This is a genomic window from Hymenobacter jejuensis, assembly GCF_006337165.1.
In the GTDB taxonomy this organism is placed as follows: Bacteria; Bacteroidota; Bacteroidia; order Cytophagales; family Hymenobacteraceae; genus Hymenobacter; species Hymenobacter jejuensis.
This window is the reverse complement of sequence record NZ_CP040896.1, coordinates 4,127,855-4,153,941: the sequence shown is the minus strand read 5'-3', so window position 1 is coordinate 4,153,941 and position 26,087 is coordinate 4,127,855. Positions and strand designations below refer to the sequence as shown.

Below are 26,087 nucleotides of genomic sequence, written 5' to 3'. Positions count from 1 at the left end.
CTTTCATCTTCATTGCTATACCTTGAGCGGCAGAAGCTTGCCCAAGCCTCAGGTATAACGCGTCCTTGTTCCGCGCCCGATGCCCAGACGTACCTTCCACCGTGTGCTCAACCCGTTGCTGCTGTGGCGCCTCCGGCACATCAACGACCGGGTCTACCTGATCATCCTGAGCGTCATGGTGGGATTGCTGGCGGGCCTGGCCGCTGTGCTGCTGAAAACGTCGGTACACCACACCCAGGACTTGCTAAATACTTGGGTACCAGAGCAATACCGAGTATTCACCCTTTCCCTGTACCCAATCATCGGGATCGGGCTTTCGGTGCTATTTACGCAGTACTTTCTGGGCGGCAACCTGAGCCGCGGCATTGGACCTATTATTTATAACATCGCCCGCCAAGGCAGCGTGGTACCCCGCAGCAAGCTGTATTCGCAGCTTATAAGCTCTTATCTCACAGTTACTTTCGGGGGCTCGGCAGGTTTGGAGGCCCCGATTTCGGTAACGGGTTCTGCCATTGGCTCCAACCTGGCGCGCATCCTGCGCATCGGGCGGCGCGAGCGGCGCCTACTGGTGGGGTGCGGAGCGGCGGCGGGCGTGGCGGCCATTTTCAACAGCCCCATTGCGGGCGTGCTGTTTGCGGTGGAAGTGATTTTGTCGGAGCTGTCGGCGCCGTTTTTTATTCCCTTATTGATTTCTTCTGCCACGGCCACCGTGGTCTCGAAAGCGCTGTACGCCGGGCAGCCGTTCGTGCTGATTACCACGAGCTGGCCGGTCGAGGGCATCCCGTTTTACGTTATGCTGGGCTTGTTTACGGCCCTGCTTTCGGTATACATGATTCGGGTGTATTTCGCAGCCGAAAAGCTGTTTGAACGCTGGCAGGGCAACTTCCGCAAGGTGCTGCTGGGAGGCTTGGCGCTGGGCTTGCTGGTGTTTATTTTCCCGCCGCTTTACGGTGAAGGCTACAATATCGTGCAGCTGTTGCTCAGCGGCCAAGCCTCACACCTCGTCGATGGGTCGCTGTTTTCGGTGTACCGCGACGAGAGCATCTGGCTGGTGCTGGTGGTGGCCGTGGGCAGTATGCTGCTGAAGGTGGTGGCCACCACCATTACGGTGGGCTCGGGGGGCAATGGCGGCATGTTTGGCTCGTCGTTATTTGTGGGGGCGCTGGCCGGCTTCATTTACGCCCGGCTGATTAACATGAGCGGCGTGTACCCGATTTCGGAAGTGCATTTCATCGTGCTGGGCATGGCGGGCATGTTGGCGGGCGTTATTCACGCCCCACTGACGGCCATCTTCCTCATCGCGGAGATTACCGGCGGTTACGCGCTTTTCGTGCCCTTGATGGTGGTGGCATCCAGCTCGTATCTGGTGACGCGCTACTTCGAGCCGTACTCGGTTTATACCCGCAAACTCGTGAAGCGCGGCGTGTATATGCACGCCGACCGCGACCGCGGCCTGCTTTCACAGCTCGATTTGCTGGCGTTGGTACAAACCGATTTTGTGCCCGTGCACCCCGACAGCACCCTCGGCGACTTGGTGACCGTCTTCCGGCACGCCACGCGCAACCTGTTTCCAGTGGTTGATGACGACGGGCACCTCGCCGGAATCGTAACCCTGGATACGGTGCGCGATGCCCTCTTCGACGACGAGCACTACACAACCACGCGCGTCCGCGACCTGATGAGCGAGCCGCCCGCCGTGGTCAATACCGACGATACCATGCTGGACACGCTGCGCTGCATGGAGCAGGTAGATGCCTGGGCGCTGCCCGTGCTCAATCAGGGCCGCTACATCGGCTTTATTCTGAAAACTACTATCCTAGCAAATTACCGGCGGCAACTCCTGAAGGAAACGGAGTAACTATTTGTTAGTCAAATAGTTATGAACATCAGCTTAGGCACTGACAGACGGTCATACTTCCTCCCTTTCCGGTTCGCCGGGGGTCATCAGCAGGCCCACCATCATCATCAGACCGGTCAGCAAAATCACGACGAACAGGATGTTTTCGCTGATCTGGCCAATGTTGTGCGTAGCCGGAATGCTGTAGTATAATAAAATGGTAATGAGACCTTTAGGCGCAATAAAAAGCTCCGGAATGAGGTCGGTGCGGGCGATATAGCGCAGGTAGAAAAAGCGAATCACGGTCAGGACAGCTACTACCGTCAGCCCTTGCAGCAACAGCTTGCCACTCAAGAGGTTACCCAGCGTAATCGAGTAGCCGAACAGCAAAAAGAAGAACGTCCGGATCAGGAACGCCGACTCGGCGGTGATGCTTTTGAGCTGGTGCAGCTCCTCGCTCAGGCGTTCGGGCCGAAACCAGCGCTTCAGTCTTGGGCCTTTCAGAAACATCTGGGCGTTGTTGACCGCCAAACCAAATACCAGCACCAGCAGCAACGACGACAGATGCAGCTCTTTCGACAGGCTGTACATCAGAATCAGGAACGCAAAAATCAAGAAGAACTTGATATGCAACCGGATACGATCGAGCAGAAAGGCCAATACGGCCGTACTCACCACAGCCACCAGCAGGATGGCGATCACGTTGCGGGAGAACGTCACGATCGACGTACCCTGGGCGAAATTCTCCTGGAGCGCAAAGTTGAAAAACATGATTCCCAGAATGTCGGAAAACGTGCTTTCGTAAATGATAAACTCCTGTTTCTCACCTTGTAAGTTTGCCACGCTCGGAATCGCAACGGCGCTGCTGATTACTGCCAGCGGCACGGCATTCACCAAACAACTTTGAAATGAGGCCCCCACGTAGGCCTTGAGCAACAGGGCAATGGCAACCGACTGTATCAGCAGCATGAAGACTGCTGCAAAAAAGGATCGCCGAATCAGGGTACCTTTGTCGCGGGAAAGCTTAAGGTTTAATGACTCCTCCAACACGATCATAATCAGCCCGATAATCCCAAACAGCTCCAGCACAACCTGCGGAAAGGTGAAGGAAAAATCAACGTAATCGGCGGCTTGGCGCAGGGCAATGCCGGTGAGCAGCAGCATAAGCACCGACGGAATTTTGGTGGCCCGCGCCGCCAAATCAAACAGGTAGGACAGGATGACGGCGATACTCAGGCCTATCAGGATGGAATACGGACCCATGCGCTAGAGTTTGAGGTAACGATTCGAAAACTATACGGGCGAATGGGTTATACCGCCGAGTTGCGGCCGGACGCACCCAAATCCTCGGCCCGTTTTGGCTTCACTTGGCCGAGCAAAATCAGCTTACTTTGCGGCGTGTTGTCCACTCCTCTTTCTGCTTCTGTTGTCGTGATTGGGGGCGGTCCGGCGGGCCTGCTGGCGGCTGAGCGGCTGGCCGAAGCCGGCCACCAAGTAACGCTTTACGAAGCTCAAGCTACTGTGGGCCGCAAGTTTTTGGTGGCCGGTCACGGCGGCTTCAACCTGACCAATAGCGAGCCGCTGCCTGACTTTGCGCCGCGCTACGGCTTGCAACGAACACAGTTTGCTGAGTATCTCAACTATTTCTCTCCCAATGACTTGCGCCAATGGGCGGCGGCGTTGGGCATCAATACGTTTGAGGGAACCAGCGGACGCATTTTCCCTACCGAAGAGCACAAGCCCGCGCAGCTCTTGCGGGCTTGGGTGGAGCGTTTGCAACAGCTTAATGTTCAGCTATTTACAAAGCACCGTTGGCTGGGGGTTACACCAAATAACGGCCTGCTGCTCCGCGACGAAGCCACCGGACGCGAGATGGAAACCCAGGCTGCCGCAACGGTACTGGCGCTGGGCGGCGCCAGCTGGGCCAAAACCGGCTCCGATGGCCGCTGGGCCAGCATCTTAGAACACATTGGTATCCAGTGCGTTGCGTTTGCACCTTCCAATTGCGGAGCAGAAGTGCCGTGGTCAGCTTTTTTCCGGGAGAAGGTAGGGCGGGCACCGCTCAAGAACATTGCCCTGCGTTGTGGCACCGATACGGCCCGGGGCGAGCTAATGCTCACGGACTACGGTGTAGAAGGCACGCCGGTGTATGCACTTACGCCGGCGTTGCGTGCAGCCCTGGCCCACAACTCAACCGCGCAGCTGGTACTGGACCTAAAACCAGATTTATCTGATGCACAACTTCTTGAGAAGCTGCGCAAACCCCGTGGCGGCAAGTCGCTGGCTACTTTTCTGCAACAAACGCTGCGCCTGGCTACCCCCGTCCCGACGCTGCTGCGCGAAGTAGCGCCAGCCGAAGCGCTGGCCACGCCCGAAGCCTTGGCGCGGCTGCTGCGGCAAGTGCCGCTCCCGGTTACGTCGCTCCGCCCGCTGGATGAAGCCATTTCAACAGCCGGCGGCGTGGCGTGGGAGGAAGTTGATGAGCACCTGATGCTGCGGCGCCGGCCCGGTACCTTTGTGGCCGGCGAAATGCTCGATTGGGAAGCTCCAACGGGTGGCTACCTACTTCAGGGCTGCTTTAGCACCGGCGCGTGGGTAGCGCGCGGCGTGCATCGTTGGCTGACCCAACAACAATAAGCCGATCGGCTTCATCAGCGGATCGGCTTAGCAATTGATTAGCAAGAATTTACTTTTCGATTCTGTTTATCTCGGCGGCGGCCAGAATGCGTTTGGCTTCTTCGAGCAATTGTTCGCCGGGGTTCAGCTGTTTGCGGCAAATGAGGGCAAACAGAATAAAGAAAGAGAAGATTGGGAGCACGCAGCCCAGCGCAAACCACAGCCAAAACGAGCGCCCATAGCTATACGCACAGTAGCCCGTGGTGAGCGGCAGAAACGACAGTGCGCATACGAACCCAAACAGTAAATCGACAAACATGACAGCGGCGTTTGCGCGGGCAACTTATTCTCCGAAGATACACGAGACCAGGACGTTTCACAACTCGATTCGTCGCCTTTCCGGCACAATAACCTGCGCCGCCTTCAGATGTTATACGAGACTGGCCGAAATGTTGCGGTAGAATTTGTTAACGTCTGGTGCTTTTTCACGTATTTCTCAAACCGCACCTGCCCCACCGTTTTTCCGCCCGACCCATACCCCTATGTGGGAACACCAGAGTCTGTTTCGCGTCACGGCCCAGTTATTTGCCGAAGGCGTTTTCAATCTACTTGATCGCAACCTAAAGCCTGAAGTGCTCTTGTTGGGCTTCGCCTCGGCCAAAGAAGGCGACGAGCCCATGGCCGTGGTAGTAGAGCCCCAAAAACACCGCTATTCGCCCGCCGATTTTGCCGATGTAAAGTTGCGCGCCGCGGCCCTCGAGGCCGATGGCCCGCGCGAGGTAGTGTACCACCTTCACCCCGGCGACCACGACCGCTTCGAAAAACTGCGCTGGTACGAACTGCTGCGCCGCGCCACCGAAACTACACTGCGGGAAAAGGCCATTGAACGCAACGAAGACCGCCTTACTTTCTGCTCCTTGCCGGTGAGCGTGCACGGCTACCTTGTGCTGGTGGTGTTGCAGCTATCGACCGAAACATTGAGCAGCTACTATCACCTGCCGGTGGTGAGTGGGCCGCGGGCCTCGTCGCTGCTGGCGGCGGCGGTGCAGGAATTTTTGCAGGATTGTGCCCGTGCCCTGCGCGAATCGGATACCGACGACGAAGACCATCCCGTACTCGACCGCGACTACAACGAAGTGCTCCGCGCCGCGGGCCGACGCTTCATGCTGCGTGTGGCGGCCGGCACGCATGGCCTCTACGATGCCTGCAACGGCGTGGCCGCGCTGCGCCACGAGGGCGACGAAGGCGTAGGTACTATGTTGGTAGTCAGGCGCCACCACCCGGCGGTGGTGCCCGTGCTGACGTTGGAAAACCCGATTCCGCTACGCGACCACCGTTCCATCCGGAAGCTGCTCGAACTCAGTGAAGACCGTACTTCTCTGATCACCGACGCCACCGACGTCTTTGGCTTGGGCTACTTGGTCGAGCCCGACGACCCGCAGTACGAGCCGGTATTTACGGTGCATTTCACCAAACACTACAGTTGGGAGCTGAGCCATGACCGCAACCTGATGATGAAGGTCGTGTCCAATACGCCGCGTTTGCCGCAGGGCACCATCGACGCCGAAAACTTCGCTCGCGCCGTGAAGCGGGTGTTTCCCTCAGTGGACGAAGCCGGCATCTCCTATCTCTGGCAACTCACGCAAAAGGCCACTTCCCAGACCAACGGCACCATCCTCGTCATTTCGGAAGGGGCGGCTAAAGAGGCCGTGCGCCTGACGCGGCAAAGCTTCCGCGTTTCGCCGCGCCTGATGACGCCCACCGTGCTCCGTCTGGTCACCAACATCGACGGTGCCGTCCTTATCGAGCCTTCCGGCGTTTGCTATGCCATCGGCGTCATTCTGGACGGCTTAGCGACCGAAAAAGGCGATTCTTCCCGCGGCTCGCGCTATAATTCGGCCCTGCGTTATGTGGAAAGCAGCCGCTACGCTTGTCTAGCAGTAGTCGTCAGCGAGGACGGCTTGATTGACCTTTTGCCGCCTGTGCGCAAGTAATTGACTATCAATTATTTTTAAATACGCAAAAAAGCCCCGCCTCAACTGAGGCGGGGCTTTTTTTTAGGTGGCTGAGGTTACCCGTTTACCGAGTTCATCATAGCTTCCGGGTAGCGGGTGCCCGCTGCGGCACCTTTCGGCGCGATTTCGTCGATGCGGCGCAGTTCTTCAGGTGTCAGTTTTACGTCGAGGGCGCCTACATTTTCCTCCAGATAGCTTACCCGTTTCGTACCCGGAATAGGCACGATGTCATTGCCTTGCGCCAGCACCCAGGCCAACGCTAACTGGCCGGGTGTGCAGCCTTTTTGCTCGGCTAACTGCTTAATGCTAGCCACCAGATCGAGGTTGCGCTGAAAGTTTTCGCCCTGAAATCGCGGGGTAAAACGCCGGTAATCGTCGGGAGCCAAATCTTCAAACTTTTGGATTTGGCCCGTCAGAAATCCGCGGCCCAGCGGGCTGTAAGGCACAAAGCCGATACCCAGTTCACGGCAAGTTTGCAGCGCACCGTCTTCGGGATCGCGGCTCCAAAGCGAGTATTCGCTTTGCAACGCGGCAATGGGATGCACCGCGTGCGCCCGGCGGATGGTATCGGGGGCGGCTTCCGATAGCCCGATGTGCCGCACTTTGCCCTCTTTCACCAGCTCAGACAGCGCACCAACCGTTTCTTCGATAGGCGTATTGGGGTCGACGCGGTGCTGGTAGTAAAGGTCGATGTAGTCGGTGCCGAGGCGGCGCAGGCTGTTTTCACAGGCTTGCTTCACGTATTCGGGACGGCCGTTGATGCCGCGCACGTTCGGGTCGTTGGGGTCGCGCACGATGCCAAACTTCGTGGCAATGACCACTTTATCGCGTTTGCCCTGAAACGCCTTCCCGACGAGCTCTTCGTTTTTGAAGGGCCCGTACATATCGGCTGTGTCAAAGAAGGTGATGCCCAGATCCAGGGCGCGCTGCAAGGTGCGGGTGCTTTCTGCGTCGTCGCGGCCGCTGTAAAAATCGGACATGCCCATGCAGCCTAAGCCGAGGGCGGATACCTGCAAGCCGTTGTGGCCTAAGGTGCGAGTTTCCATAGGGATGAGTAGTTTTTTGGTGGAAGGTCGGAAGCCAGAATAACCGACAGCAGCCGTATTAGTTGCGCCGACTTGGCCTCGTAAGCCAGTTGACCTTCTCAAATCGCTGTCTTTCACCCTTCAGCACTCGTTTCCGTTAAAGGACAAACCCCTTCCCTATGCCCGTCCGCCCCCAACCCGTACTCCGTACTCCTTCCTTCGATGCCGACGAGCGGCTGCGTTGGGTAGAACGCGTTGCCCGCCTCATGGACAGCCAGTTTCAGCTGCCCGGCACGTCCTTTCGCTTCGGCCTCGACCCGATATTGGGACTGATTCCCATCGTTGGCGACTTGTCGACGTTTGCCGTTTCCGGGGCGCTCATCCTGACCATGATGCGGCACGGCGCCAGCGGCAGCGTGGTCGTGCGCATGCTCCTCAACGTACTGATTGACACCATCATAGGCGCTATTCCCATCTTAGGCAATATCTTCGACTTCGCCTACAAAAGCAACGACCGTAATGTGGCGCTGCTGCGTCGGCATTACGCCGAAGGCCGGCACCAAGGCAGTGGTAAAGGCCTGATGGCGTTGGTGTTAGTGGGCTTTGTGGCATTCTTCGGGCTGCTGATTTGGGGGCTATGGACATTGGGCGTCTGGATGGTGCACTACGGGCAGCAGCATTGGCAATAGATTTAGCTGAGTAGCAGGGCACAACGGCACCCATATAATTGTTCTGGGTGCTGTTACGGTATCGCGATTGCTGCCGTGCTACCTTTGCGCCGTGAAAGTTTCCCGCCTCCTTACCCTGCCCTTCTTCCTGCTTCTGATTGCTGTGCTGCCTGGCTGCCTTTCGCTCCAGAGCGACGAGCAAAAAGAGGAAGAAGCCGAAAAATCGGTGCTCGCCAAGCACGACGAGCTAATGGCTCAGATGGATCAGCTCTACACGCTCCGTCAGCAGCTCCAGAAAGCGCCCGTATCCTACATGGCCGTTGTGAGCCAGCGCCGCCGCTCGCTGTTGGCCGCCGACGCGGCCATGATGGGTTGGATGCACCAGTACCGCAAGCCCGCCGACACCGTAGCGCACGAGTCGAAGATGAAATACTTCGAGGCACAGCGCACCAAAATTGACTCCGTTGCCCGCGTCATGCGCGGCAGCATCGACTCGGCCCAGCTAGTTTTGAAGCAGGTAGAGACCACCGCAAAACCCTCCGCTCAATGAAATCCATCTTATTGTATAAGTATTTAATAATAAGCTCTTTGTCTTTGGGCAGCGCATTCTTATTGCCGGCCTGCTCGGAGAAAAATACGGCCGATGCTGCCGCTAATCAGCTTCCTTATATCGGCGAACGCGAGGTAAAGCCCCGCGCCGATGGCGGCGCGGCGGACACAGTGTACGCGACCATTCCCAACTTTACGCTTACCGACCAAGCCGGCAAAACCGTCACCAACGACACGTTTCGGGGCAAGGTCTACGTGGCCGATTTTTTCTTTGCGACCTGCCCTAGCATTTGCCCCAAAATGCAGAGCGAAATGCTGCGCGTGTACGAGAAATACAAAGGTGACCCGCGCGTAGTTTTTCTCTCGCATACCATTGACCCTGAGCACGATTCCATTCCAGTGCTGCGTGACTACGCCGAGCGGCTAGGCGTGAAAGATGCCTCGCGCTGGCACTTTGCCACGGCTCCGCACGATACCATTTTCAACTTGGCGCGCGCTTACATGACCGGCGCCATGCGCGACAAGCAGGCGGCAGGCGGCTTTGCGCACAACGGCACCTTCGCCCTCGTCGATCCGGAGCGCCACGTGCGCGGCCTCTACGACGGCATGGTACCGGCCGAAGTCGACCGCCTGATCCAAGAGTTGCCCATTCTGCTGCAAGAGGTGGAAGCCTCCAAAAAGGCTAAATGATTTCGCGGTGGCTGCGTTTGGGCGGCACTGCCGTGTTGTTGGGGGTACTGGCAACGGGCTGTTTTACAGAACGTAAGAACGAAGGAGCCCGCCTCTACAAACAAACCTGCGCCAACTGCCACGGCGAGCAAGGCCAGGGGTTGCGCCGCCTGATTCCGCCCTTGGCCGGCGCCGATTACCTGAAGCAGCACCGTGCCGAGCTTCCCTGCCTGATTCGGCGCGGCTACAAAGGACAGATGGTCGTCAACGGCGTCGACTATAATCAGGTAATGCCTGGTAATGAACCCCTTACCGATTCGCAGATTACCAATATCCTCAATTACATCCAGACGGCCTGGGGCAATAAAGGCGAAGTCTACACCATTCGGGAGGTTTCGCAGCAGCTAGGTGCCTGCAACGGCAGCGACGGCCAATAGCTGATTCGGATGGGGTCAATTTGGGCCGAAATGCCTAGTTTGGCACTACTAATTTTTTATTCTCTTTTTCGCAATGGGTCTTTTCGACTTCCTGAAATCCAAGAAACAACCGACTGAAGCGCCGGCCACCCCGGCTCCGTCGTCTACGCCTACCCCTTCGGCGCCCGCTTCCGGGCCGCGCTATAAGGGCGCCAACTACACCATGCCAACTCCGGCGGCTTCCCCCTCTTTGCCACCGCCTCCACCCATGCCCGCGCCGCCGCCGCCCTTCCAGCCCACCAACCGGCTCGAGGAAGTGCTGCTGCAAGCGGCTGCTACCAACGATGCGGCTTCGCGACTTGCGTTTTACCACGCCCTATTGGAAGAAGATCTGTTGGTGCTGACCATTCCGAAAGAAGGCTTCGATGCGGGCGAACAGCAAATCGAGGCGGGTACGGAGATTCAGTTGCAGGTGCTCAACGATGGCAAATTGCCCGTTTTCACTTCTCAAGACCGCATTTTTGACGCCGAGGTCGTGAAGGAACAAGTGCCCTTCCTGCGCCTGCGCGGCCACGATTTGTTTTCGATGGCCCAAGGTGCTGAGTTTGCGCTCAACCCCTTCTCGACGGTAGGCAAGCTGTTGCAGGCCGACGAGATAGCGGATATGTTGAGCGGCCGCATCTTCCAGGGTCCCGACGGGCAACCAGCAGAACCACAAGGCATGCAGGTGATCTTGGGGCCACCTACTGAAGACCTTTCCGAACTGATTAAGGGGCTCAGCGAGTTCTGCGCGGCTCACCCGCCGCTTCAGGCGGCCTACCTCACCCAGATGATTGTGCAGAACGCGCCTGAGGCTCCGCGTCTGTTGCTCGCCTTCCGCTCCGACAACAGCGACCCGGCCTTCCTAGAAGAGCTTGGTCCGGTCATTCAGGCTGGCTTGCAGCAGAAGGAGATGGCCGTGGATATGATGCTACTCGACCCTGCTTCGCAAGAGCCTATCGTTCAATACTTTACCCAAATAGAACCGTTCTACCAACGGACAGAAGCGTAGAGTACGTTTCCTTTTTTGAGAAAGCTTCTGCTGAGCCGCATCCCTGGAGAGTTTCTTCGGTGTTGCGGCTTGGCAGGAGCTTTTTTACTGGAACAAAACCACTTATTGCGCCGCTTTTTGCCGGGCTGCAACGTGGCGAAACACGGGTCGCAGGCCAAAATAAAGCCCGGTAACCAGCGGCACCATCGCGGCGGCCCAGAGCAGGAGCGCGCCCAGTTCGGCCCGCCACAGCAGGCTCCAGGCAGCACCCAAATCATGCGACAGCAGGTAGCGCACTTTGTCTAGGGTCAGCTCGGCGGCTTGCGAATTGCCCAGTAGTTTGGCACCCCATTGCAGCAGCGGAATGAGCAGCAGCAGTTGCAGCGGGCTCATCAGGTGGGCCACCAGCAACATGGCCGCTACGTTCAGGCGCAACCGCAGCGCCAAAAAGGAACCCATAACAGTTGTTACGCCCAGCAAAGGCACCAGTCCGCAGCCTACGCCAATGGCCACAGTAAGAGAAAGTTGCGCGGGCGACAGCCCCTGCTTGAGCAAATTCAGCAGTGGGTCCGCGATTTGCCGCCGCATCCAGCTGCTACGCTTTACTGGGGGAGTAGAGGAAGAAGGCGGGGCTATCAAAATCAAGCGGTTTTTGAAAGTATAAACGAAATGATGCGACGCCGGAATAGTAACTTCGCAACCCGCGCGCCCGGCCGGCACATTGCCGACATTACGCGAGATCGATGACAAAAGTACGCGAGCCAGGCCAGCCACGGCCAAAGGACTGGACTGATTTCTTCCTGCTGCTGCGCCGCGCCGCGAGCGAGCTAGCGGCCAACGACCCGTTGCGGTTGGGCGCGGCTACCGCTTTTTTTACCACGTTTGCCCTGCCGCCCATCCTTATCATCTTGATTCAGGTAATGGGTTCGCTATATTCTACTTCGATAGTTAGAACCTTGTTGCTCAACAAGTTATCTTCTTTGCTGGGTACCTCGGCCGCTGAGCTTGTAGAGCAGATTCTGACCAACGTCACCAACGGCCAGCGCAGCCGCCTCGTGACGTGGGGGGGCTTTGCTTTCCTGCTTTTCGTGTCCACTACCTTATTTGTGGTCATCCAGAATTCGCTGAATCAGCTCTGGCAAATCCGGACTACTAAGCTGGAGGGCCGCTTTCACAAAATTCTCTCCGAACGGTCGCGGTCGTTGGGCCAACTGCTGAGTACGGGCATCCTGTCCATTCTGGCTTTTCTGACCGACGCCGCTCTCTCATTTCTTTCGGATTACATCAAAGATTTCGATCCGACATTCGGCTATTTCGTCATCCAGGGTCTCAACCAGATTACATCGCTCCTGATCCTGGCCGTCTGGTTTGCCATCACGTTTCGCAACCTCAGCAACGCCAAAGTGCCGTGGCGAGCCGTGTTGCGCGGCGCCGTCCTGACGGCGGTCATGATTGATTTGGGTGAGTTTCTGCTGGGGTACTTGCTGGTTCCCCGTAATCTCGGCCCGATCTACGGGCACGCTTCCAGCATCGTGCTCGTGCTCTTGTTTGTGTTTTATTGCGCCATGATTTTCTACTTCGGTGCTGCTTTCACGAAAGTGTATGCCCACTACGTAGGAATGGACATTAAACCCAAAAAAATGGCCGTTCGCTACCGCCTCGTCAACATCAACGAAGCCGAATAACGGCTGCTTATCCGTTCGCGGCAGGGCCAAAACCAATTTCCACGCGAAGGCGCAGTACCTTTGCGGAAATAAGTCAGCCCTATGCCCTCTTTTTCCGACCTCGGTCTTGCCCCTTATCTTCTTCAGGCGCTCGAAGAATTAAACTTCACCGCTCCTACGCCTGTGCAGGAGCAAGTCGTGCCGCTAGCCTTGGCCGGGCAAGATGTGGCCGGGCAGGCACCCACAGGTTCTGGCAAAACGGCGGCCTACGGACTTTCCATTCTGCAACAGCTTGATATCAAGACCGATGCCGTTCAGGTGATCGTGTTGGTGCCGGCCCGCGAACTGGCCCTGCAAGTACGCGACGCCCTGAAAAAGCTGGGCAAATACCTACCAAACCTCCGAGTGGTGGCCTTCTACGGAGGCCATGCCTTCCGTGATGAAACGGTGGCCCTGAAGCAACCACCGCACGTCGTGGTAGCCACTCCGGGCCGCTTGCTCGACCACTTCGAGCGCCGCACGATTGTCCCGAACCAGTTGAAAGTCTTGATTTTAGACGAAGCCGACAAGCTTCTGGAACTGGGCTTTCAGGACGAGTTGGTAGAGATCGTGAAACGCCTGCCCCGCCGCCGTCAGACACTGCTATTCTCGGCCACGATGTCGGACAAAGTACTGGCCCTGATTCGCGCCAACCTAACGCGTCCGCGCGTGGTATCGGCGGGCGAAGAAGAAGGCGGTAACCTGCCCGAAAACCTGACGCTGCTCGGCCATGTAGGTCCCATTGAGAAGAAGCCGGCTGCCCTGTTGCACCTGCTCCAAAAGCCCGAAACCGGTCGCGCCCTCATCTTTTGCAACACCCGCGAACGCTGTGTAGAGTTGGCTCGCTTCCTGGTTGGCCGCGGAGTTGCGGCCGAGGTGCTGCATGGCAAAATGCCCCAACCTGAGCGCGACAAAGCCCTCATGAAGTTGCGCAACGGCTCCTCGCAGGTATTAGTAGCCACCGACGTAGCCGCCCGCGGCCTCGACGTTACGGCCCTTGACACGGTCGTGCAATATGAGTCGCCGGACAAAGCTGATGCCTTCCAACACCGCGCCGGCCGCACCGCTCGCGCAGGTGCCGTGGGTACTGCACACATCCTTACCACCCCCAAAGAGCAAGAGCACGTTCAGAAATGGCCTGTGGCTGAGACAATTCAGTGGAAAGCTATGCACGCGCCTGCTTTGCCGCCCGCCGCACCCAAAGCCCCCCGCCCCACCAGTGCCACGCTGCACGTATCGGCCGGCCGCCGCGACAAAGTGAGCGCGCACGACTTGGTGGGCACTTTTGTAGCGCACGGCGGACTGGAGCGCGAAGCGGTCGGCCACATCGAAGTATTCGACCATTACAGCTACGTGGCCGTGCCGCGCGAGCAAGCTACTGACGTTGCCCAGCGCGTCACCGGGGCCAAAATCAAAGGCCGCAAAATCCGCGTATCCTTAGTTGAATAACCACGATAAATATCTAATTATCTGAAGCTTACGGATAGGCATCTTCTATTTATTTGTAGCCAGAACCGCTGGCGCAGTCTAACCGCTGAACGCCTCTTTGACGGGCATCCATACTACGAAGCCCGCTCAGCGGGCACCGAGTCGGGTGCCCGTGTGCGCGTCACGGTGGGACACTTGGGCTGGGCTGATGTCATTTTCGTGATGGAAAAGCGCCACGTCGACCGCCTACGCGAAAAGTTTGCCGCCGAGACAGCCGGCAAGCCAGTCATTTGCCTGCGCATCCCCGACAAGTTTCAATTCCTCGACCGTATTCTTCTCGATCTGCTGCGGGAGCGTCTACGCGACCATCTGGGTGCGGAGGCACTATAAACCTTGTTGCTCACTTTTAAAAAGCCAGTTTATCTGGCTTTTTTCATGATAAAGCGAGTGTATTTTTAGTAGTGCCTAAATCAACATTATAGCCCAAACCAGTCCCTGTAAAACTGTGTATCACAAGATTTTATTTAACAGATGCAATCAGTTTGCTGCCGTTCTTTGCCTAACCTTCTATTTGTTATCAGGTTTCACCTGTGCCCAGCAGAATACAAAAATGCACCTATTGAAGGCACTAATAAATCAATCGGAAGTAGTTGATCTTTTGCAGTGAGTAGCAGAAGCAGACTCAAAACAGCGTAGAAATCATTTCTATGATTTACGGAGGACTGCCGAGGTTTTACACCGAATTTAGACAACCACTAGATCGCCAATAGTTGCCATGGTGAACCAAACAGACGCTTATTTATAGACGAGGAGCGGATTACAGTTTAGGCTCAGGATGTGAGCTTTTAAATAGAATTTGCAGCCTCTTCACGACCATGGCATCAGCGCGCTTTCTCTATGGTCAACTAGGACGCTCGGTCAGGAATATGTTTCGTTCCTGAAAATTTGCATTGAGAGTTCTTGAATATAGGGTACAGCAAATTTCTCAAATGACGTTTCCAGGGTGACACGGAGAAATTCTACGATGATCTCAAATGGAACAGTTGACACAATGAGGTTCAGTTGATTGATAAAAATAATGAGATAATTTTTTATCCATTTTTATGAGGCAAATTCGCTAGGAGTTGAGCGAACTGGCTAATTAATAGCGACACAATTTTTGCAAGAAACGCAATCAAAACTATAACTATCTGAAAATCAATTAATTACCTAATAGTGTATAAGTCGTTTTTATCTACATCTAAGCACGCAAAAGCGCATAGACTGCGTACACCGTAATTTTCCTGACAGCGGACAATTGAAAGTTATTTAGTCCGATATGCTGAACAAAAGCAAGTAATAGCAAAGAAAAACCCGCTCATCTTTCGATGAGCGGGTTTTTCTTTATTCAACAGAGTTACTACTGAGCTGACTCGCTTTTCTTCGGACGACCACGACGGCCCGTACCAGTCGAGCCCTGAGCGCGTGGCTTACGCTCTTTCTGCTCAGGCTTAAAGCCGGGCTCAAGCATTGCATTGACCTCAGCCATCAGCGAATTGACCTTTTCAATGTTCTTGCGAATCAGAGAAATAGTTTGCGCGTTGTTTTCCGCGTTAGTAATGATTTCCTGGAGCTTGTTTAAATTAACATCAGCCATTTGCTTGGGACTTAAAGCAGTTGAAGATTATATAACAGGGGCAAATAAAAGAAATTTAATTTAATTACCAGCCAAAGCCATTTTTACAAATGTATTCTAAGATTGCTTTGGCAGGGTTGTTCTAGAATTCCCTTACGCACTACTTTTCAAAATGTTGGTATTCCCTTGCTTCATTTGATATTCATTTAGGGGCTTGAGCGCTGGGTGTTACTTTGTTGAGGCTGCCGTAATAAGGTTTTACCGTGCTTATTAGCCCAGGCCTACTATTTATGTGCTGTGTTAAAAGACCAGCATGAAACGCTCTTTTGTTGCTTAACCAAATAGAAAGTATTGCCAGCAGAAAACGTCCGCAGATAGCTCAAACGCGTAAAGGATGCTGTTTTTGCTTTCGCGCCTTATGAATTATCTGTTCTGGCTGGCCGTTTTTGCCGGTGTTATCTTGCTTTATTATCGCTACGTCACTCGCGAATCGAGGCAGCGAAAAGCGGCTTTGGCGGCTGATTTCCCGGCAGCTTGGCGCCAGATTTTGGCTGAGCGCGTGGCTTTCTATCTGTCCCTAACCAAGGACGACAAACTGCGTTTTGAAAAGCAAATGCAGGTGTTCTTGGCCAAAACTCGCATTACCGGCATTGAAACCGAGGTCGACGACGTCACCCGCATTTTGGTAGCTGCTTCCGCCATTATCCCCATTTTTGGCTTTCGCGATTGGCAATACGGCAACCTCGGCGAGGTGCTGATCGTGCCGGACGCCTGGAAGCTGGAAAATGATCCCGATAAGGAAGTCAAGCCCTTGCAGGGTACGCTGTTAGGCAGTGTACAAAATTTTCAGAATCAGCACTATATGCGGCTGTCGAAAGCCTCTTTGGAACAAGGGTTTAAAGACACGTTGGATAAGCAGAACGTGGGCATCCACGAATTTGCCCACATGCTCGACGAGGCCGACGGCGTAATCGATGGCGTGCCGAAGCTGGCCCTTCCGCCCGAGTTGCTTAAGCCGTGGGCCGAGGTGATGCAGCGCGAGATTGAGGCTATTCGGGAGGGCAAATCGGATATCAATTCCTACGGCGGCACCAACGAGGCCGAATTTTTTGCTGTGGTAATGGAATATTTCTTCGAGAAGCCGGAAAAATTGCAAGAAAATCACCCGGAGCTATACGACCTGCTTGCGCGTGCGCTGCGCCAAAACCCCAAAAAACGCTACCTCCGCTTCAGCATCGACCCGCGCGACTGGATTCGTAGTCTGCGTACCAAACGCAAGTTTGGCCGCAACGATCCGTGCCCGTGCGGCAGCGGCAAGAAATACAAAGACTGTCATCTGGCAAAACAAAAAGCGGCATAAGGCATTACCATATAAATATTTGATTGTCAAGCATTTGCATGGTAATAATTCCGCTAAAAACTTTAATACTTTTCTTGCTAAGCATGGAGTAAAAACTTCGTTCGCCCGTCTCGGGGTAACAAAACAGGTACTTCCCGTTGGGTTAGTTATTTTCGGGATCGCAAACGAGAAAGGATCAGCGCTCGTTGGCAACGCACTTATTCCACCCCATGAAAAAAATCTTTCTCTCCGGATTCGCCCTGGCAGCACTGGGCTCCACGCTTTGGTCGTGCGCGCCGGCCGCCAAAACCACGGCCAGCGCTCCGCCCGCCATAACTCCCGCTCCCGCCGCAGCTCCTGACTGGAGCCAGCAGGCCGATACCTTTCTTCGCGAGTATTCAGCTACGTATCAGCGGTTGTATACGCAATCGTCGGAAGCCGAATGGCGCTCCAACACGCACATTGTGGCCGGCGACACTACCAACTCCGCCGCTACAGCCCGCGCCAACGAAGCCAGCGCTGCTTTTGCTGGCAGCACCGAAAATATCAAGCGTCTGCGTGAGCTCCTCGATCACAAAGACCAGCTTAATAACTTGCAAGTCAAACAGTTGCAAGCAGCCTTGTATAATGCTGCCAACAGTCCTCAGACCATTGCGGGCGTTGTAAAGCAACGCATCAAGGCCGAAACGCAGCAAACCGAAAAGCTTTACGGCTTCGACTATAAGTACAACGGCAAATCGGTTACCACCAACGACTTAGACAATCTGCTGCGCAAGGAGAAAAATCCGGCGAAGCGCCAAGCGATCTGGGAAGCCAGCAAAGCCATCGGCCCCACGCTGAAAGATGGCTTGCTAAACCTGCGCGACCTGCGCAACCAAACCGTGCAGGCGCTTGGCTACTCCGACTTTTTCACCTATCAAGCCTCCGACTACGGCATGAGTCGGGAGGAAATGATGCAGCTGGTGCGTAAAATCAACGAGGAATTGCGCCCGCTTTACCGCGAATTGCACACGTATGCACGCTACGAGCTAGCTAAGCAGTATGGCGTGAAGCAGGTGCCCGATTATTTGCCCGCGCACTGGCTGCCCAACCGTTGGGGCCAGGATTGGAGCTCGATGGTGGAAGTAAAAGGCCTGAACCTTGATCCGGTGCTGGCTAAGAAAGGCGCTGAGTGGCAGGTAAAGCAAGCCGAGCGCTTCTACCAAAGCCTTGGTTTTCAGGCCTTACCGGCGAGCTTCTGGGAGAAGTCGAGCCTGTATCCGCTGCCGGCCGGGGCCAACTATAAGAAGAATAACCACGCTTCGGCTTGGCACATCGACCTCAACAACGACGTGCGCAGCCTGATGAGTGTGGAGGCCAACACCGAGTGGTACGAGACGACGCACCACGAGCTGGGCCACATCTATTATTACCTCACCTACACCAACCCCGACGTGCCCGTGCTGCTGCGCGCCGGCGCCAACCGCGCCTATCACGAAGCCATGGGCAGCCTTATGGGCCTCGCCGCCACGCAGAAACCCTTCCTGACCGGCCTCAACCTCATCGACCCCAAGACGCAAACCAACCAAACACAAACCCTTCTGAAAGAAGCACTTAGCTATGCGGCTTTTATTCCGTTTGCGTCGGGTGTGATGAGTGAGTGGGAAAACAGCTTCTACGCCGAAAACCTACCCGCCGACCAGCTCAACGCCAAGTGGTGGGAGCTGGCTAAGAAGTACCAGGGCATCGTGCCGCCCACGGTGCGCGGCGAGCAATACCTCGATCCGGCTACCAAAACGCACATCAACGACGACCCGGCACAGTACTATGACTACGCCCTCTCTTACGTGATCCTGTTTCAGCTGCACGACCACATCGCCAAGCAGATTTTGCACCAGGACCCGCACGCAACCAACTACTACGGCAATAAGGAAGTCGGTGATTTTCTGCGGGATATCATGCGTCCCGGTGCCAGCAAAGATTGGCGCGCGGTGCTGAAAGAGAAAACCGGCGAAGACCTTTCTGCCCGCGCTATGGTGGAGTATTTCGAACCACTGATGACGTATCTGAAACAGCAGAACAAAGGCCGGAAATACACAATGTAATTCTCCGACCGACGCTGTTCAGCACGTAAAGTGGCCTTCCCAGTTCTACGCTTAAAGCGCGGATTGGGGAGGCCACTGTCGTAAATAGGCCGTGGGGAAGGCAAGGGGAGCTTTCTCAAACCAGCAGACTACAGGACGGCGGGCTAAGCGATGCGGCGCTACTTGAGTTTCGTAAGCTTCCAAAGTATACTGAGCGCTCTAGTAGCGGGCAAACGTTCCCACATGAAACTGAAACTCCCTGTCTTTCTGCCAGTTTGCCTCCTTGGCATAGCTTTCCAGGCCGGCGCTTTCGCCCAATCAGCCAAAACCGGCTTTAAGTTTGACTTTGGTCCAGGGAAAACAGCTACTGGCTACACAAAGGCTTTACCCTCAAATACTTACACCAAAGAAACCGGATACGGGTTTGATTTTGGCACTACGGTCTCGGCCGTCGAACGCGGCGGGAAAGATGCAGGGAAGGACGGTTTTGTGGCCAGCGACAAGCCGTTTTATTTTTCGGTAGCGGTGCCCGAAGGCAACTACAACGTCACGGTAACGCTCGGCGACGCGAAAGGCAAATCGGCGACGATGCTGAAGGCCGAATCGCGGCGGCTACTGGCGGAAAATATTTCCACCGAGCCCGGGAAGTTCGTGACGCGCACGTTCACCATCAACGTCAAAAGCCGCCAAATTTCGACGGGCGGCACTGTAGACCTCAAGCCGCGGGAGTTAAACAAACTGGATTGGGACGAGAAGCTAACCTTGGAATTTGACGGCACGACTTGCCTTAACGCCTTGGAAATCACGCCGGCAAAAGACGTCGTGACGGTTTTCCTGGCCGGCAACTCCACCGTCGTGAATCAGGATGACGAGCCGTGGGCGGCCTGGGGACAGATGATTCCGCGCTTCTTTAAGCCCGGTGTGGCCATTGCCAACCACGCCGAATCGGGCCTGACGCTGGGCAGCTTTCTCGGTTCGCATCGCCTGGAGAAGGTGCTGAGCGTGATGAAGCCCGGCGACTACCTATTTATCGAGTTTGGGCACAACGACCAGAAAGAAAAAGGCGTTAACGACGGCGCTTTTAAGTCGTACACCGAGCGGCTAAAGCTGTTTGTCAGCGAAGCCAAAAAGAAAGGCGGCATTCCGGTGATCGTGACCTCCACGGCCCGCCGCAATTTCGACGAGGCCACGGGCAAAAATGTGAACAGCCTCGGCGATTATCCTGAGGCGGCCCGCAAAGTGGCGCAGGAAGAGCAGGTTGCTCTTATCGACCTAAACGCCATGACCACAACGCTTTACGAAGCCATGGGCGTGGAGGAGTCGAAGAAAGCATTTGTGCATTACCCCGCCAACTCGTACCCCAACCAACCCCAGCCCCTGGCCGACAATACGCATTTCAACCCTTACGGCGCATACGAAATCGCGAAATGCATTGTGGAAGGCATTAAAGCTAACAAGCTTGCTATCAGCAAGTTCCTTATCAACGACACCCCTGCTTTCAACCCTGCCAAACCCGACGCGCTGACTGCCTGGCACTGGATCGAAAGTCCACGCAGTGCCGTCACAAAACCCGATGGCAACTAGCGCTATGCGGCATTTTCTTCATTGCTTATTGGTATTGTTGTGGCTGGTGCCAGCTTTTGCAGAGGCTCAGTCAAAACCGGCAGGCAAGCTCGCGCCCAAGCCTTTGTACCGCGATCCGGTGTTCGACGGAGCCGCCGATCCGGTGGTGATCTGGAATAAGCGGGAGCAGAAATGGTTTATGTTTTACACCAACCGCCGGGCCACCGACACCACGGCCACGGGCGTAACGTGGGTGCACGGCACGCGCATCGGCATTGCCGAATCCGGCGACGGGGGCGCTACCTGGCGCTACCGCGACACAGCCAACGTCAACTATCGCCCCACACCTCAATACACGCACTGGGCGCCGGATGTAGTAGAGGCTAACGGCCTCTATCACATGTTTTTGACCTACGTGCCGGGCATTTTTACCGATTGGAATCACCCGCGCGCCATCCTGCACCTGACCAGCACCGATTTGCTGAACTGGAAGTACGAATCGACGTTGGCGCTGTCTTCGGAGAAGGTGATTGACGCCAGCGTATTTCGTTTGCCTAATGGCACTTGGCGCATGTGGTACAACAACGAGAAGGATGGCAAAAGCATTTATTACGCCGACAGCCCCGATCTCTACCACTGGCAGGACAAAGGATTGGCCCTGAAAGAGCGCGGCGAAGGCCCCAAAGTATTCCGCTGGCACGAGCGCTACTGGATGATCATCGACAAGTGGCAGGGCATGGCCGTGTACAGCTCCACGGATTTGCTGCATTGGCAGCCTCAGCCAGAACGGCTAGTCGAGCTTCCCGGCAAAGGCACTGAGGACCAAGCCATTGGCGGCCACCCCGATGTGGTGGTGCAAGGCGATCGGGCCTATTTGTTTTACTTCACGCATCCCGGCCGAATTCCAGGCGCTCCTTCGGCGGCCACCGGCATTGCCACCAAACGCAGCCTGATTCAGGTTACGGAACTGCACTACCTGAACGGGAAGCTCACCTGCGACCGCGATCAACCTACCTATATGCAGCTTACCACCGCCGCAGCTAGCAAACGTAGCGGGAACAAGTAAATGACGCAGGCTTATGCCTTGTCATAAATATCTCATTATCAATTAGATACAATGATTAAAAATCTGGCTTTCTGGTTGGTTATGCTAGCAGCGGTACCGGGTTTTTCTCAGCGAAAAACCGAGCAGGTATTGTGGTACACCAAGCCTGCTAGCGTGTGGGAGGAAGCCTTGCCCATCGGCAACGGACGACTGGGCGCCATGATTTTTGGTCGGGTTGCGGAAGAGTTGATTCAGCTCAATGAAGAAACCCTCTGGACAGGCGGACCGGCCAATCTCAACCCCAATCCGGATGCGCCAAAGTATCTGCCTGAAGTCAGGAAGCTGTTGTTTGAGGGCCACAACGACCAAGCAGTCAAGTTGATGCGCAAAATGCAGGGTCCGAATACCAATGCCTACCAACCCCTGGGCGATGTTATTCTGAAGCAGGATTTGAACGGCGAAGTCAGCAAGTATTACCGCAACCTGAACATCTCCAACGCCACCGCTTCGACGCGTTTTACGGCCAACGAGGTGGAATACACGCGGGAATACTTTGCCTCAGCGCCCGATCAGGTGATTGTGATTCGGCTGAAAGCCAGCAAAGCCAAGAGCCTAAATTTCAGCTTATCCACTCGCAACCAACTGGCCTTTCAGAAATCCATTGAAGGCCATGACGAGCTGGTACTGAAAGGCAAAGCCCGCATCTGGGGCGACGAGCGGCGCATTCCCAAACCCTTCCTCTACTCCGACAGCATAAGCTGCAACGGCATGCGCTACCAGGCGCGCATCAAGGTGGTGAGCACCGATGGCCACATCGCCACCGATAGCATTCTGCACATTTCAGGGGCCAGCGAGGCGCTCATTTTGGTATCGGGCGCGACCAGCTTCAACGGATTCGACAAATGCCCCGACAAGGATGGCAAAGATGAAAACCTATTGACAACACGCTATCTATCAGCCGCTTCGCAGAAAAATTTCAGGCAATTGCGCGAAGCCCACATCAAGGATTATCAGCAGTACTTCGACCGCGTGGAGCTGTCGCTGAACAACGCGACGCCACCTAATCTCCCCGTGGATGAGCGCCTGCAACGCTATAAGAACGGGCAGGACGACCCGGCGCTGGAAATGCTGTATTATCAGTTTGGTCGTTACCTACTGATTTCTAGCTCCCGGCCCGGCGGCGTACCGGCCAATTTGCAAGGCATTTGGAATCAGCAGATTAGACCGCCGTGGCGTAGCAATTACACGACCAACATTAACCTTCAGATGAATTACTGGCCCGCCGAGGTGTGCAACCTCGACGAGATGCAACAACCTCTTGTTGAGCACATTAAGCATTTGGCCGCCAATGGCACTGCGACCGCCAAAAATTACTACAACGCCCGTGGCTGGGCCGTGCACCACAACTCCGACATCTGGGCCCAAACCAACCCTGTAGGAGACGGCGTAGGCGACCCAAAGTGGGCCAACTGGTCGCTCGGAAGTCCTTGGCTGTCACAGCATTTGTATGAGCACTACCGCTTTACAGGCGACCGCAAATATTTGCAGGAAACCGCGTACCCTTTGATGAAGGGCGCCGCCGAGTTTTGTCTCGATTGGTTGGTCGAAAAAGACGGCTATCTGGTTACGGTGCCTTCGACTTCGCCAGAAAACAGCTATCTGCTACCCAACGGCAGCAAGGAAGTCGTCACGATTGCCTCCACGATGGACATGTCCATCATCCGCGATCTGTTCACCAACGTCATCGAAGCCGATTCTATCCTAGGAGTCGATCCGGAGTTTGCGCAACTGTTGAAGGAGAAAAAAGCTAGGCTTTATCCCTTGCACATTGGCCACAAGGGCAACTTACAGGAGTGGTACGGAGACTGGGAGGACGAAGACCCGCATCATCGCCACGTGTCGCACCTCTTTGGCTTGCATCCGGGCCGGGAGATCTCGCCCCTACTCGACCCGAAGTATGCTGCCGCCAGCCGCAAAACCTTAGAAATCAGAGGTGACGAGGGCACCGGGTGGAGCAAAGCCTGGAAAATCAACTTCTGGGCGCGTCTGCTCGATGGCAACCATGCCTACAAAATGTACCAGGAGTTGCTGAAAAACTCGACGCTGATCAACCTTTTCGACACGCACCCGCCCTTCCAAATTGATGGCAACTTTGGCGCCACGGCAGGCATATCCGAAATGGTGCTACAAAGTCAATTATCTGATATTCAATTACTTCCTGCATTGCCTAACAAATGGCGAACCGGCTACGTGAAAGGGCTCGTAGCACGCGGTGGCTTTGTAATGAATATATACTGGGAAAACGGCAAACTGACCAAAGCCTCGGTTACGTCACGAGTGGGGGCCCTGTGCCGTTTGCGCACCAATCTGCCGATACAAGTGAAAAGAGCCCAAACCACGGCCACGACCGCAAAAGGCCCCGCCGGAACACAGTACCTCACTTCCTTCCCGACAAAAGCCGGGCAGACGTATGAAATCGTAGTAAAATAAGCGCTGATACAACAAATCACAAATATTTCATTATCAAATACTTACAATAAAAAAGCCGGATGGACATCCGGCTTTTTTATTGTAAGTTGGGTCTGAAGGAAGCTAGTAATTCGCTTCGTTTCCAGGCAAGTCAATCAGGATGAGTTGTGCATCTTTCTCAGCACGAATCTCCACTACGTGTTCATCGGTCATGCGGGCCTGGTCGTTGGGGCCAAGCTCGGTGCCGTTGACGTAAATAGTACCTTCCTTGACGTAAATGAAGGTGTTACGAATCGGGAACGTCTTGAACATGACCGTTTTATCAGCCGACAGATTGGCCCAGTATATGGCCGAGTTGGAGTTCATGTACACCACGTCTTCCAACACTTTCTGGCCGGTAACGAGCGGAACCAACTCGTTTTTCTTGCTCAGGAAATCGATGTCCTTTTGCTCGTAACTGGGTGCCAGTCCTTTCTGATTGGGCAGAAACCATAGCTGGTAGATGCGCAGCGTCTCATCCTTCTGGTTCATTTCGGAGTGAGCGATGCCGGTACCGGCAGTCATGCGTTGCACTTCGCCTTTCTTGATGGTGGTTTTGTTGCCCATCGTATCCTCGTGGCTTACTTCGCCCTCCAGCACCAACGTCACGATTTCCATTTCGGAATGCGGATGCTGGGGAAAACCCGACTTGGGAGCCACCGTGTCGTCGTTGAATACCCGCAACGGGCCGAAGTGCATATTGCCCGGATCGTAATAATCGGCGAAAGAGAATAGAAAGTAGCTGCTGAGCCAACCCACGGGCGAAGCATGATAACGATCGGTAGCAGGAATGTATTTGAGCATGGCTTGAATGTTAAGAACAGGCGTTGCCCTTCGCATACGCATCTCCGCTGATTGGAGTTAAAAAGCAGCAGTCACTGCGCATCAAAAAAGCCCAAAAGCCCAGTTATGAAACCGGACTTTTGGGCTTTTCAACATATTGCGCGCAAGATGACGAGGAAGCCATCCCACTGTAATACACTGGCTACGAACTACTTACGCTTTTTTCAGCGTCGACATCTGCTGTTGAAGGTCCAGTACGATGCTGGCCAGGCGGCTCAACGATAGATCGGCAATCGGGAATGTGCTGCTGATGTAAGCACGGGCTTCCCAGATTTCCACCACATCCTCCACGTCGATTTCGTAGGGCGAGTATACGGGGTTGTCGGAGTGCAGCGTGAGTACGGCCCTGTCTTTCAGGCGGTTGAAAATACGCTTGAACACAATGCCTTCTTTCCCGCTCACCACGATGCAAGGCGTCCCGTCCTTAATGGTCATCCAGTCGTCGACGTAACGGCCCACGATGACGGTACCGCTGGCGATGGGTAGCATCGAATCGCCGGAGATTTCGAAGGCGCGGTAAGTGCCGCCCTGTCCCAACATTGGCAGACGGAACTTAGGCAGTTCTTCCAAATACTCAGGGTCAGCGTACCCGTTGAGGTAACCGGCGCTGGCCTTGAGCGGTACCAGTTCGATATTTTCGTTTTCTTCTTTATCGACTGTCAGGGCCAGCACGCGCAGGTTATTGGCCGGGCGCGTAGGCGGACCAGGTGTTACCGAAGCCGGCTCGAGTTGGCGTAACGCAGCTTTGGCCACCGATTTTTTGCTGAAGTCGGTAGTAACCAGCGCGTCGAGGCTAATGCCAAACAGACGCGCCATGTTCACGAGTGTGGTGAGCTTAGGTTCTGCCCGGCCTTCCTCGTATGCGCCCACAAGGGAGCGTTTGATGCCTAATTTTTCGGCCATCTGGGCCTGCGTCAAGCTCAGTTCGCGCCGCCAGAATTTAAGGTTGGTGTTGATCATCGCGGTGGGGAGCCGGGAAATACTTCAATAGCAAAGGGTTAACGGCTCGTGAAGTTACTAACATCACACATTCTTTACTAATTCAATTAGCCGAAAGTTTTGCTAATTTTTTTTGGCGTGCCAATATGTTCCTCAACAGCCTTCAGGTTCGTCTCCATCAACTAATTTGGGCGAAGTCTATCATAACCGTAAAGG

The 26,087-nt window shown here is 55.1% G+C and carries 23 protein-coding genes; 16 read left to right on the top strand and 7 right to left on the bottom strand.

Going from position 1 to position 26,087, the window contains the following annotated elements; all coding sequences use genetic code 11:
- The first annotated feature begins 79 nt into the window (after positions 1-79).
- Entirely contained in the window at positions 80-1,858 is a 1,779-nt protein-coding gene (locus tag FHG12_RS17085) for a chloride channel protein (RefSeq protein WP_139516879.1), read from the top strand.
- A gap of 51 nt (positions 1,859-1,909) precedes the next feature.
- Here FHG12_RS17085 and FHG12_RS17080 read toward each other — a convergent pair whose 3' ends face one another.
- A complete protein-coding gene (locus tag FHG12_RS17080) occupies positions 1,910-3,100 on the bottom strand; it encodes a cation:proton antiporter (RefSeq protein WP_139516878.1) in 1,191 nt (396 codons plus the stop codon).
- A 42-nt stretch (positions 3,101-3,142) separates the two neighbouring features.
- On the opposite strand from FHG12_RS17080, the gene FHG12_RS17075 reads away from it, so the two are divergent.
- Complete coding sequence (locus tag FHG12_RS17075; RefSeq protein WP_139516877.1) at positions 3,143-4,474, top strand: BaiN/RdsA family NAD(P)/FAD-dependent oxidoreductase; 1,332 nt, start codon at positions 3,143-3,145, stop codon at positions 4,472-4,474.
- 49 nt (positions 4,475-4,523) lie between these two features.
- Here FHG12_RS17075 and FHG12_RS17070 read toward each other — a convergent pair whose 3' ends face one another.
- Positions 4,524-4,772, bottom strand: a complete 249-nt coding sequence (locus FHG12_RS17070; RefSeq protein WP_139516876.1) for a hypothetical protein — start codon at positions 4,770-4,772, stop codon at positions 4,524-4,526.
- Between the two features lie 223 nt (positions 4,773-4,995).
- Between FHG12_RS17070 and FHG12_RS17065 the strand changes: the two genes are divergently transcribed.
- Positions 4,996-6,447 (top strand): diadenylate cyclase, encoded by a 1,452-nt coding sequence (locus FHG12_RS17065; RefSeq protein ID WP_139516875.1) that lies wholly within the window; start codon positions 4,996-4,998, stop codon positions 6,445-6,447.
- Positions 6,448-6,524: 77 nt separating this feature from the next.
- Here the strand turns inward: FHG12_RS17065 and FHG12_RS17060 are convergent, their stop codons facing one another.
- Positions 6,525-7,514 (bottom strand): aldo/keto reductase, encoded by a 990-nt coding sequence (locus tag FHG12_RS17060; protein ID WP_139516874.1) that lies wholly within the window; start codon positions 7,512-7,514, stop codon positions 6,525-6,527.
- Positions 7,515-7,672: 158 nt separating this feature from the next.
- Between FHG12_RS17060 and FHG12_RS17055 the strand changes: the two genes are divergently transcribed.
- The 5 genes from FHG12_RS17055 to FHG12_RS17035 all read left to right on the top strand — a co-directional run bounded on the left by FHG12_RS17055 (position 7,673) and on the right by FHG12_RS17035 (position 10,846).
- On the top strand, positions 7,673-8,182 hold the full coding sequence (locus FHG12_RS17055; RefSeq protein WP_139516873.1) for a DUF4112 domain-containing protein: 510 nt from the start codon (positions 7,673-7,675) through the stop codon (positions 8,180-8,182).
- Between the two features lie 91 nt (positions 8,183-8,273).
- Positions 8,274-8,711: a hypothetical protein gene (locus tag FHG12_RS17050; RefSeq protein WP_139516872.1), complete on the top strand. Its 438-nt coding sequence runs from the start codon at positions 8,274-8,276 to the stop codon at positions 8,709-8,711.
- Positions 8,708-9,400: an SCO family protein gene (locus FHG12_RS17045; protein ID WP_139516871.1), complete on the top strand. Its 693-nt coding sequence runs from the start codon at positions 8,708-8,710 to the stop codon at positions 9,398-9,400. The genes FHG12_RS17050 and FHG12_RS17045 overlap by 4 nt, the downstream gene beginning before the upstream one ends.
- Complete coding sequence (locus FHG12_RS17040) at positions 9,397-9,816, top strand: c-type cytochrome (protein WP_139516870.1); 420 nt, start codon at positions 9,397-9,399, stop codon at positions 9,814-9,816. The genes FHG12_RS17045 and FHG12_RS17040 overlap by 4 nt, the downstream gene beginning before the upstream one ends.
- 73 nt (positions 9,817-9,889) lie before the next feature.
- The gene (locus tag FHG12_RS17035; RefSeq protein WP_139516869.1) at positions 9,890-10,846 is read left to right on the top strand and encodes an enhanced serine sensitivity protein SseB C-terminal domain-containing protein; all 957 of its coding nucleotides are present in this window, start codon (positions 9,890-9,892) and stop codon (positions 10,844-10,846) included.
- 102 nt (positions 10,847-10,948) lie between these two features.
- On the opposite strand, the gene FHG12_RS17030 is transcribed toward FHG12_RS17035, so the two are convergent.
- Entirely contained in the window at positions 10,949-11,464 is a 516-nt protein-coding gene (locus tag FHG12_RS17030; RefSeq protein WP_139516868.1) for a DUF2062 domain-containing protein, read from the bottom strand.
- A gap of 104 nt (positions 11,465-11,568) precedes the next feature.
- On the opposite strand from FHG12_RS17030, the gene FHG12_RS17025 reads away from it, so the two are divergent.
- From FHG12_RS17025 to FHG12_RS21180, 3 genes are all read left to right on the top strand, one after another.
- Entirely contained in the window at positions 11,569-12,510 is a 942-nt protein-coding gene (locus FHG12_RS17025) for a YihY/virulence factor BrkB family protein (protein ID WP_139516867.1), read from the top strand.
- Between the two features lie 81 nt (positions 12,511-12,591).
- Positions 12,592-13,977, top strand: coding sequence for a DEAD/DEAH box helicase (locus FHG12_RS17020; RefSeq protein WP_139516866.1), 1,386 nt, complete (start codon positions 12,592-12,594; stop codon positions 13,975-13,977).
- A 153-nt stretch (positions 13,978-14,130) separates the two neighbouring features.
- Positions 14,131-14,346, top strand: coding sequence for a hypothetical protein (locus tag FHG12_RS21180; RefSeq protein ID WP_230471175.1), 216 nt, complete (start codon positions 14,131-14,133; stop codon positions 14,344-14,346).
- Positions 14,347-15,355: 1,009 nt separating this feature from the next.
- Here FHG12_RS21180 and FHG12_RS17010 read toward each other — a convergent pair.
- Entirely contained in the window at positions 15,356-15,592 is a 237-nt protein-coding gene (locus tag FHG12_RS17010) for a hypothetical protein (RefSeq protein WP_139516864.1), read from the bottom strand.
- Between the two features lie 397 nt (positions 15,593-15,989).
- Here FHG12_RS17010 and FHG12_RS17005 point away from each other — a divergent pair, with 397 nt between their 5' ends.
- From FHG12_RS17005 to FHG12_RS16985, 5 genes are all read left to right on the top strand, one after another.
- Positions 15,990-16,931 carry a zinc-dependent peptidase gene (locus FHG12_RS17005; protein ID WP_139516863.1) on the top strand — a complete coding sequence of 314 codons (942 nt, stop codon included), beginning with the start codon at positions 15,990-15,992 and terminating at the stop codon, positions 16,929-16,931.
- 209 nt (positions 16,932-17,140) lie between these two features.
- Positions 17,141-18,994 (top strand): M2 family metallopeptidase, encoded by a 1,854-nt coding sequence (locus tag FHG12_RS17000; RefSeq protein ID WP_139516862.1) that lies wholly within the window; start codon positions 17,141-17,143, stop codon positions 18,992-18,994.
- A gap of 222 nt (positions 18,995-19,216) precedes the next feature.
- Positions 19,217-20,557: a rhamnogalacturonan acetylesterase gene (locus FHG12_RS16995; RefSeq protein ID WP_139516861.1), complete on the top strand. Its 1,341-nt coding sequence runs from the start codon at positions 19,217-19,219 to the stop codon at positions 20,555-20,557.
- 4 nt (positions 20,558-20,561) lie between these two features.
- A complete protein-coding gene (locus FHG12_RS16990) occupies positions 20,562-21,602 on the top strand; it encodes a glycoside hydrolase family protein (RefSeq protein WP_174805801.1) in 1,041 nt (346 codons plus the stop codon).
- An 81-nt stretch (positions 21,603-21,683) separates the two neighbouring features.
- A complete protein-coding gene (locus FHG12_RS16985) occupies positions 21,684-24,071 on the top strand; it encodes a glycoside hydrolase family 95 protein (RefSeq protein ID WP_230471174.1) in 2,388 nt (795 codons plus the stop codon).
- Between the two features lie 102 nt (positions 24,072-24,173).
- On the opposite strand, the gene FHG12_RS16980 is transcribed toward FHG12_RS16985, so the two are convergent.
- Both FHG12_RS16980 and FHG12_RS16975 read right to left on the bottom strand, forming a co-directional pair.
- Positions 24,174-24,893, bottom strand: coding sequence for a pirin family protein (locus tag FHG12_RS16980; protein ID WP_139516859.1), 720 nt, complete (start codon positions 24,891-24,893; stop codon positions 24,174-24,176).
- A gap of 192 nt (positions 24,894-25,085) precedes the next feature.
- Positions 25,086-25,892, bottom strand: a complete 807-nt coding sequence (locus FHG12_RS16975) for a helix-turn-helix domain-containing protein (protein WP_139516858.1) — start codon at positions 25,890-25,892, stop codon at positions 25,086-25,088.
- Positions 25,893-26,087: the final 195 nt, after the last annotated feature.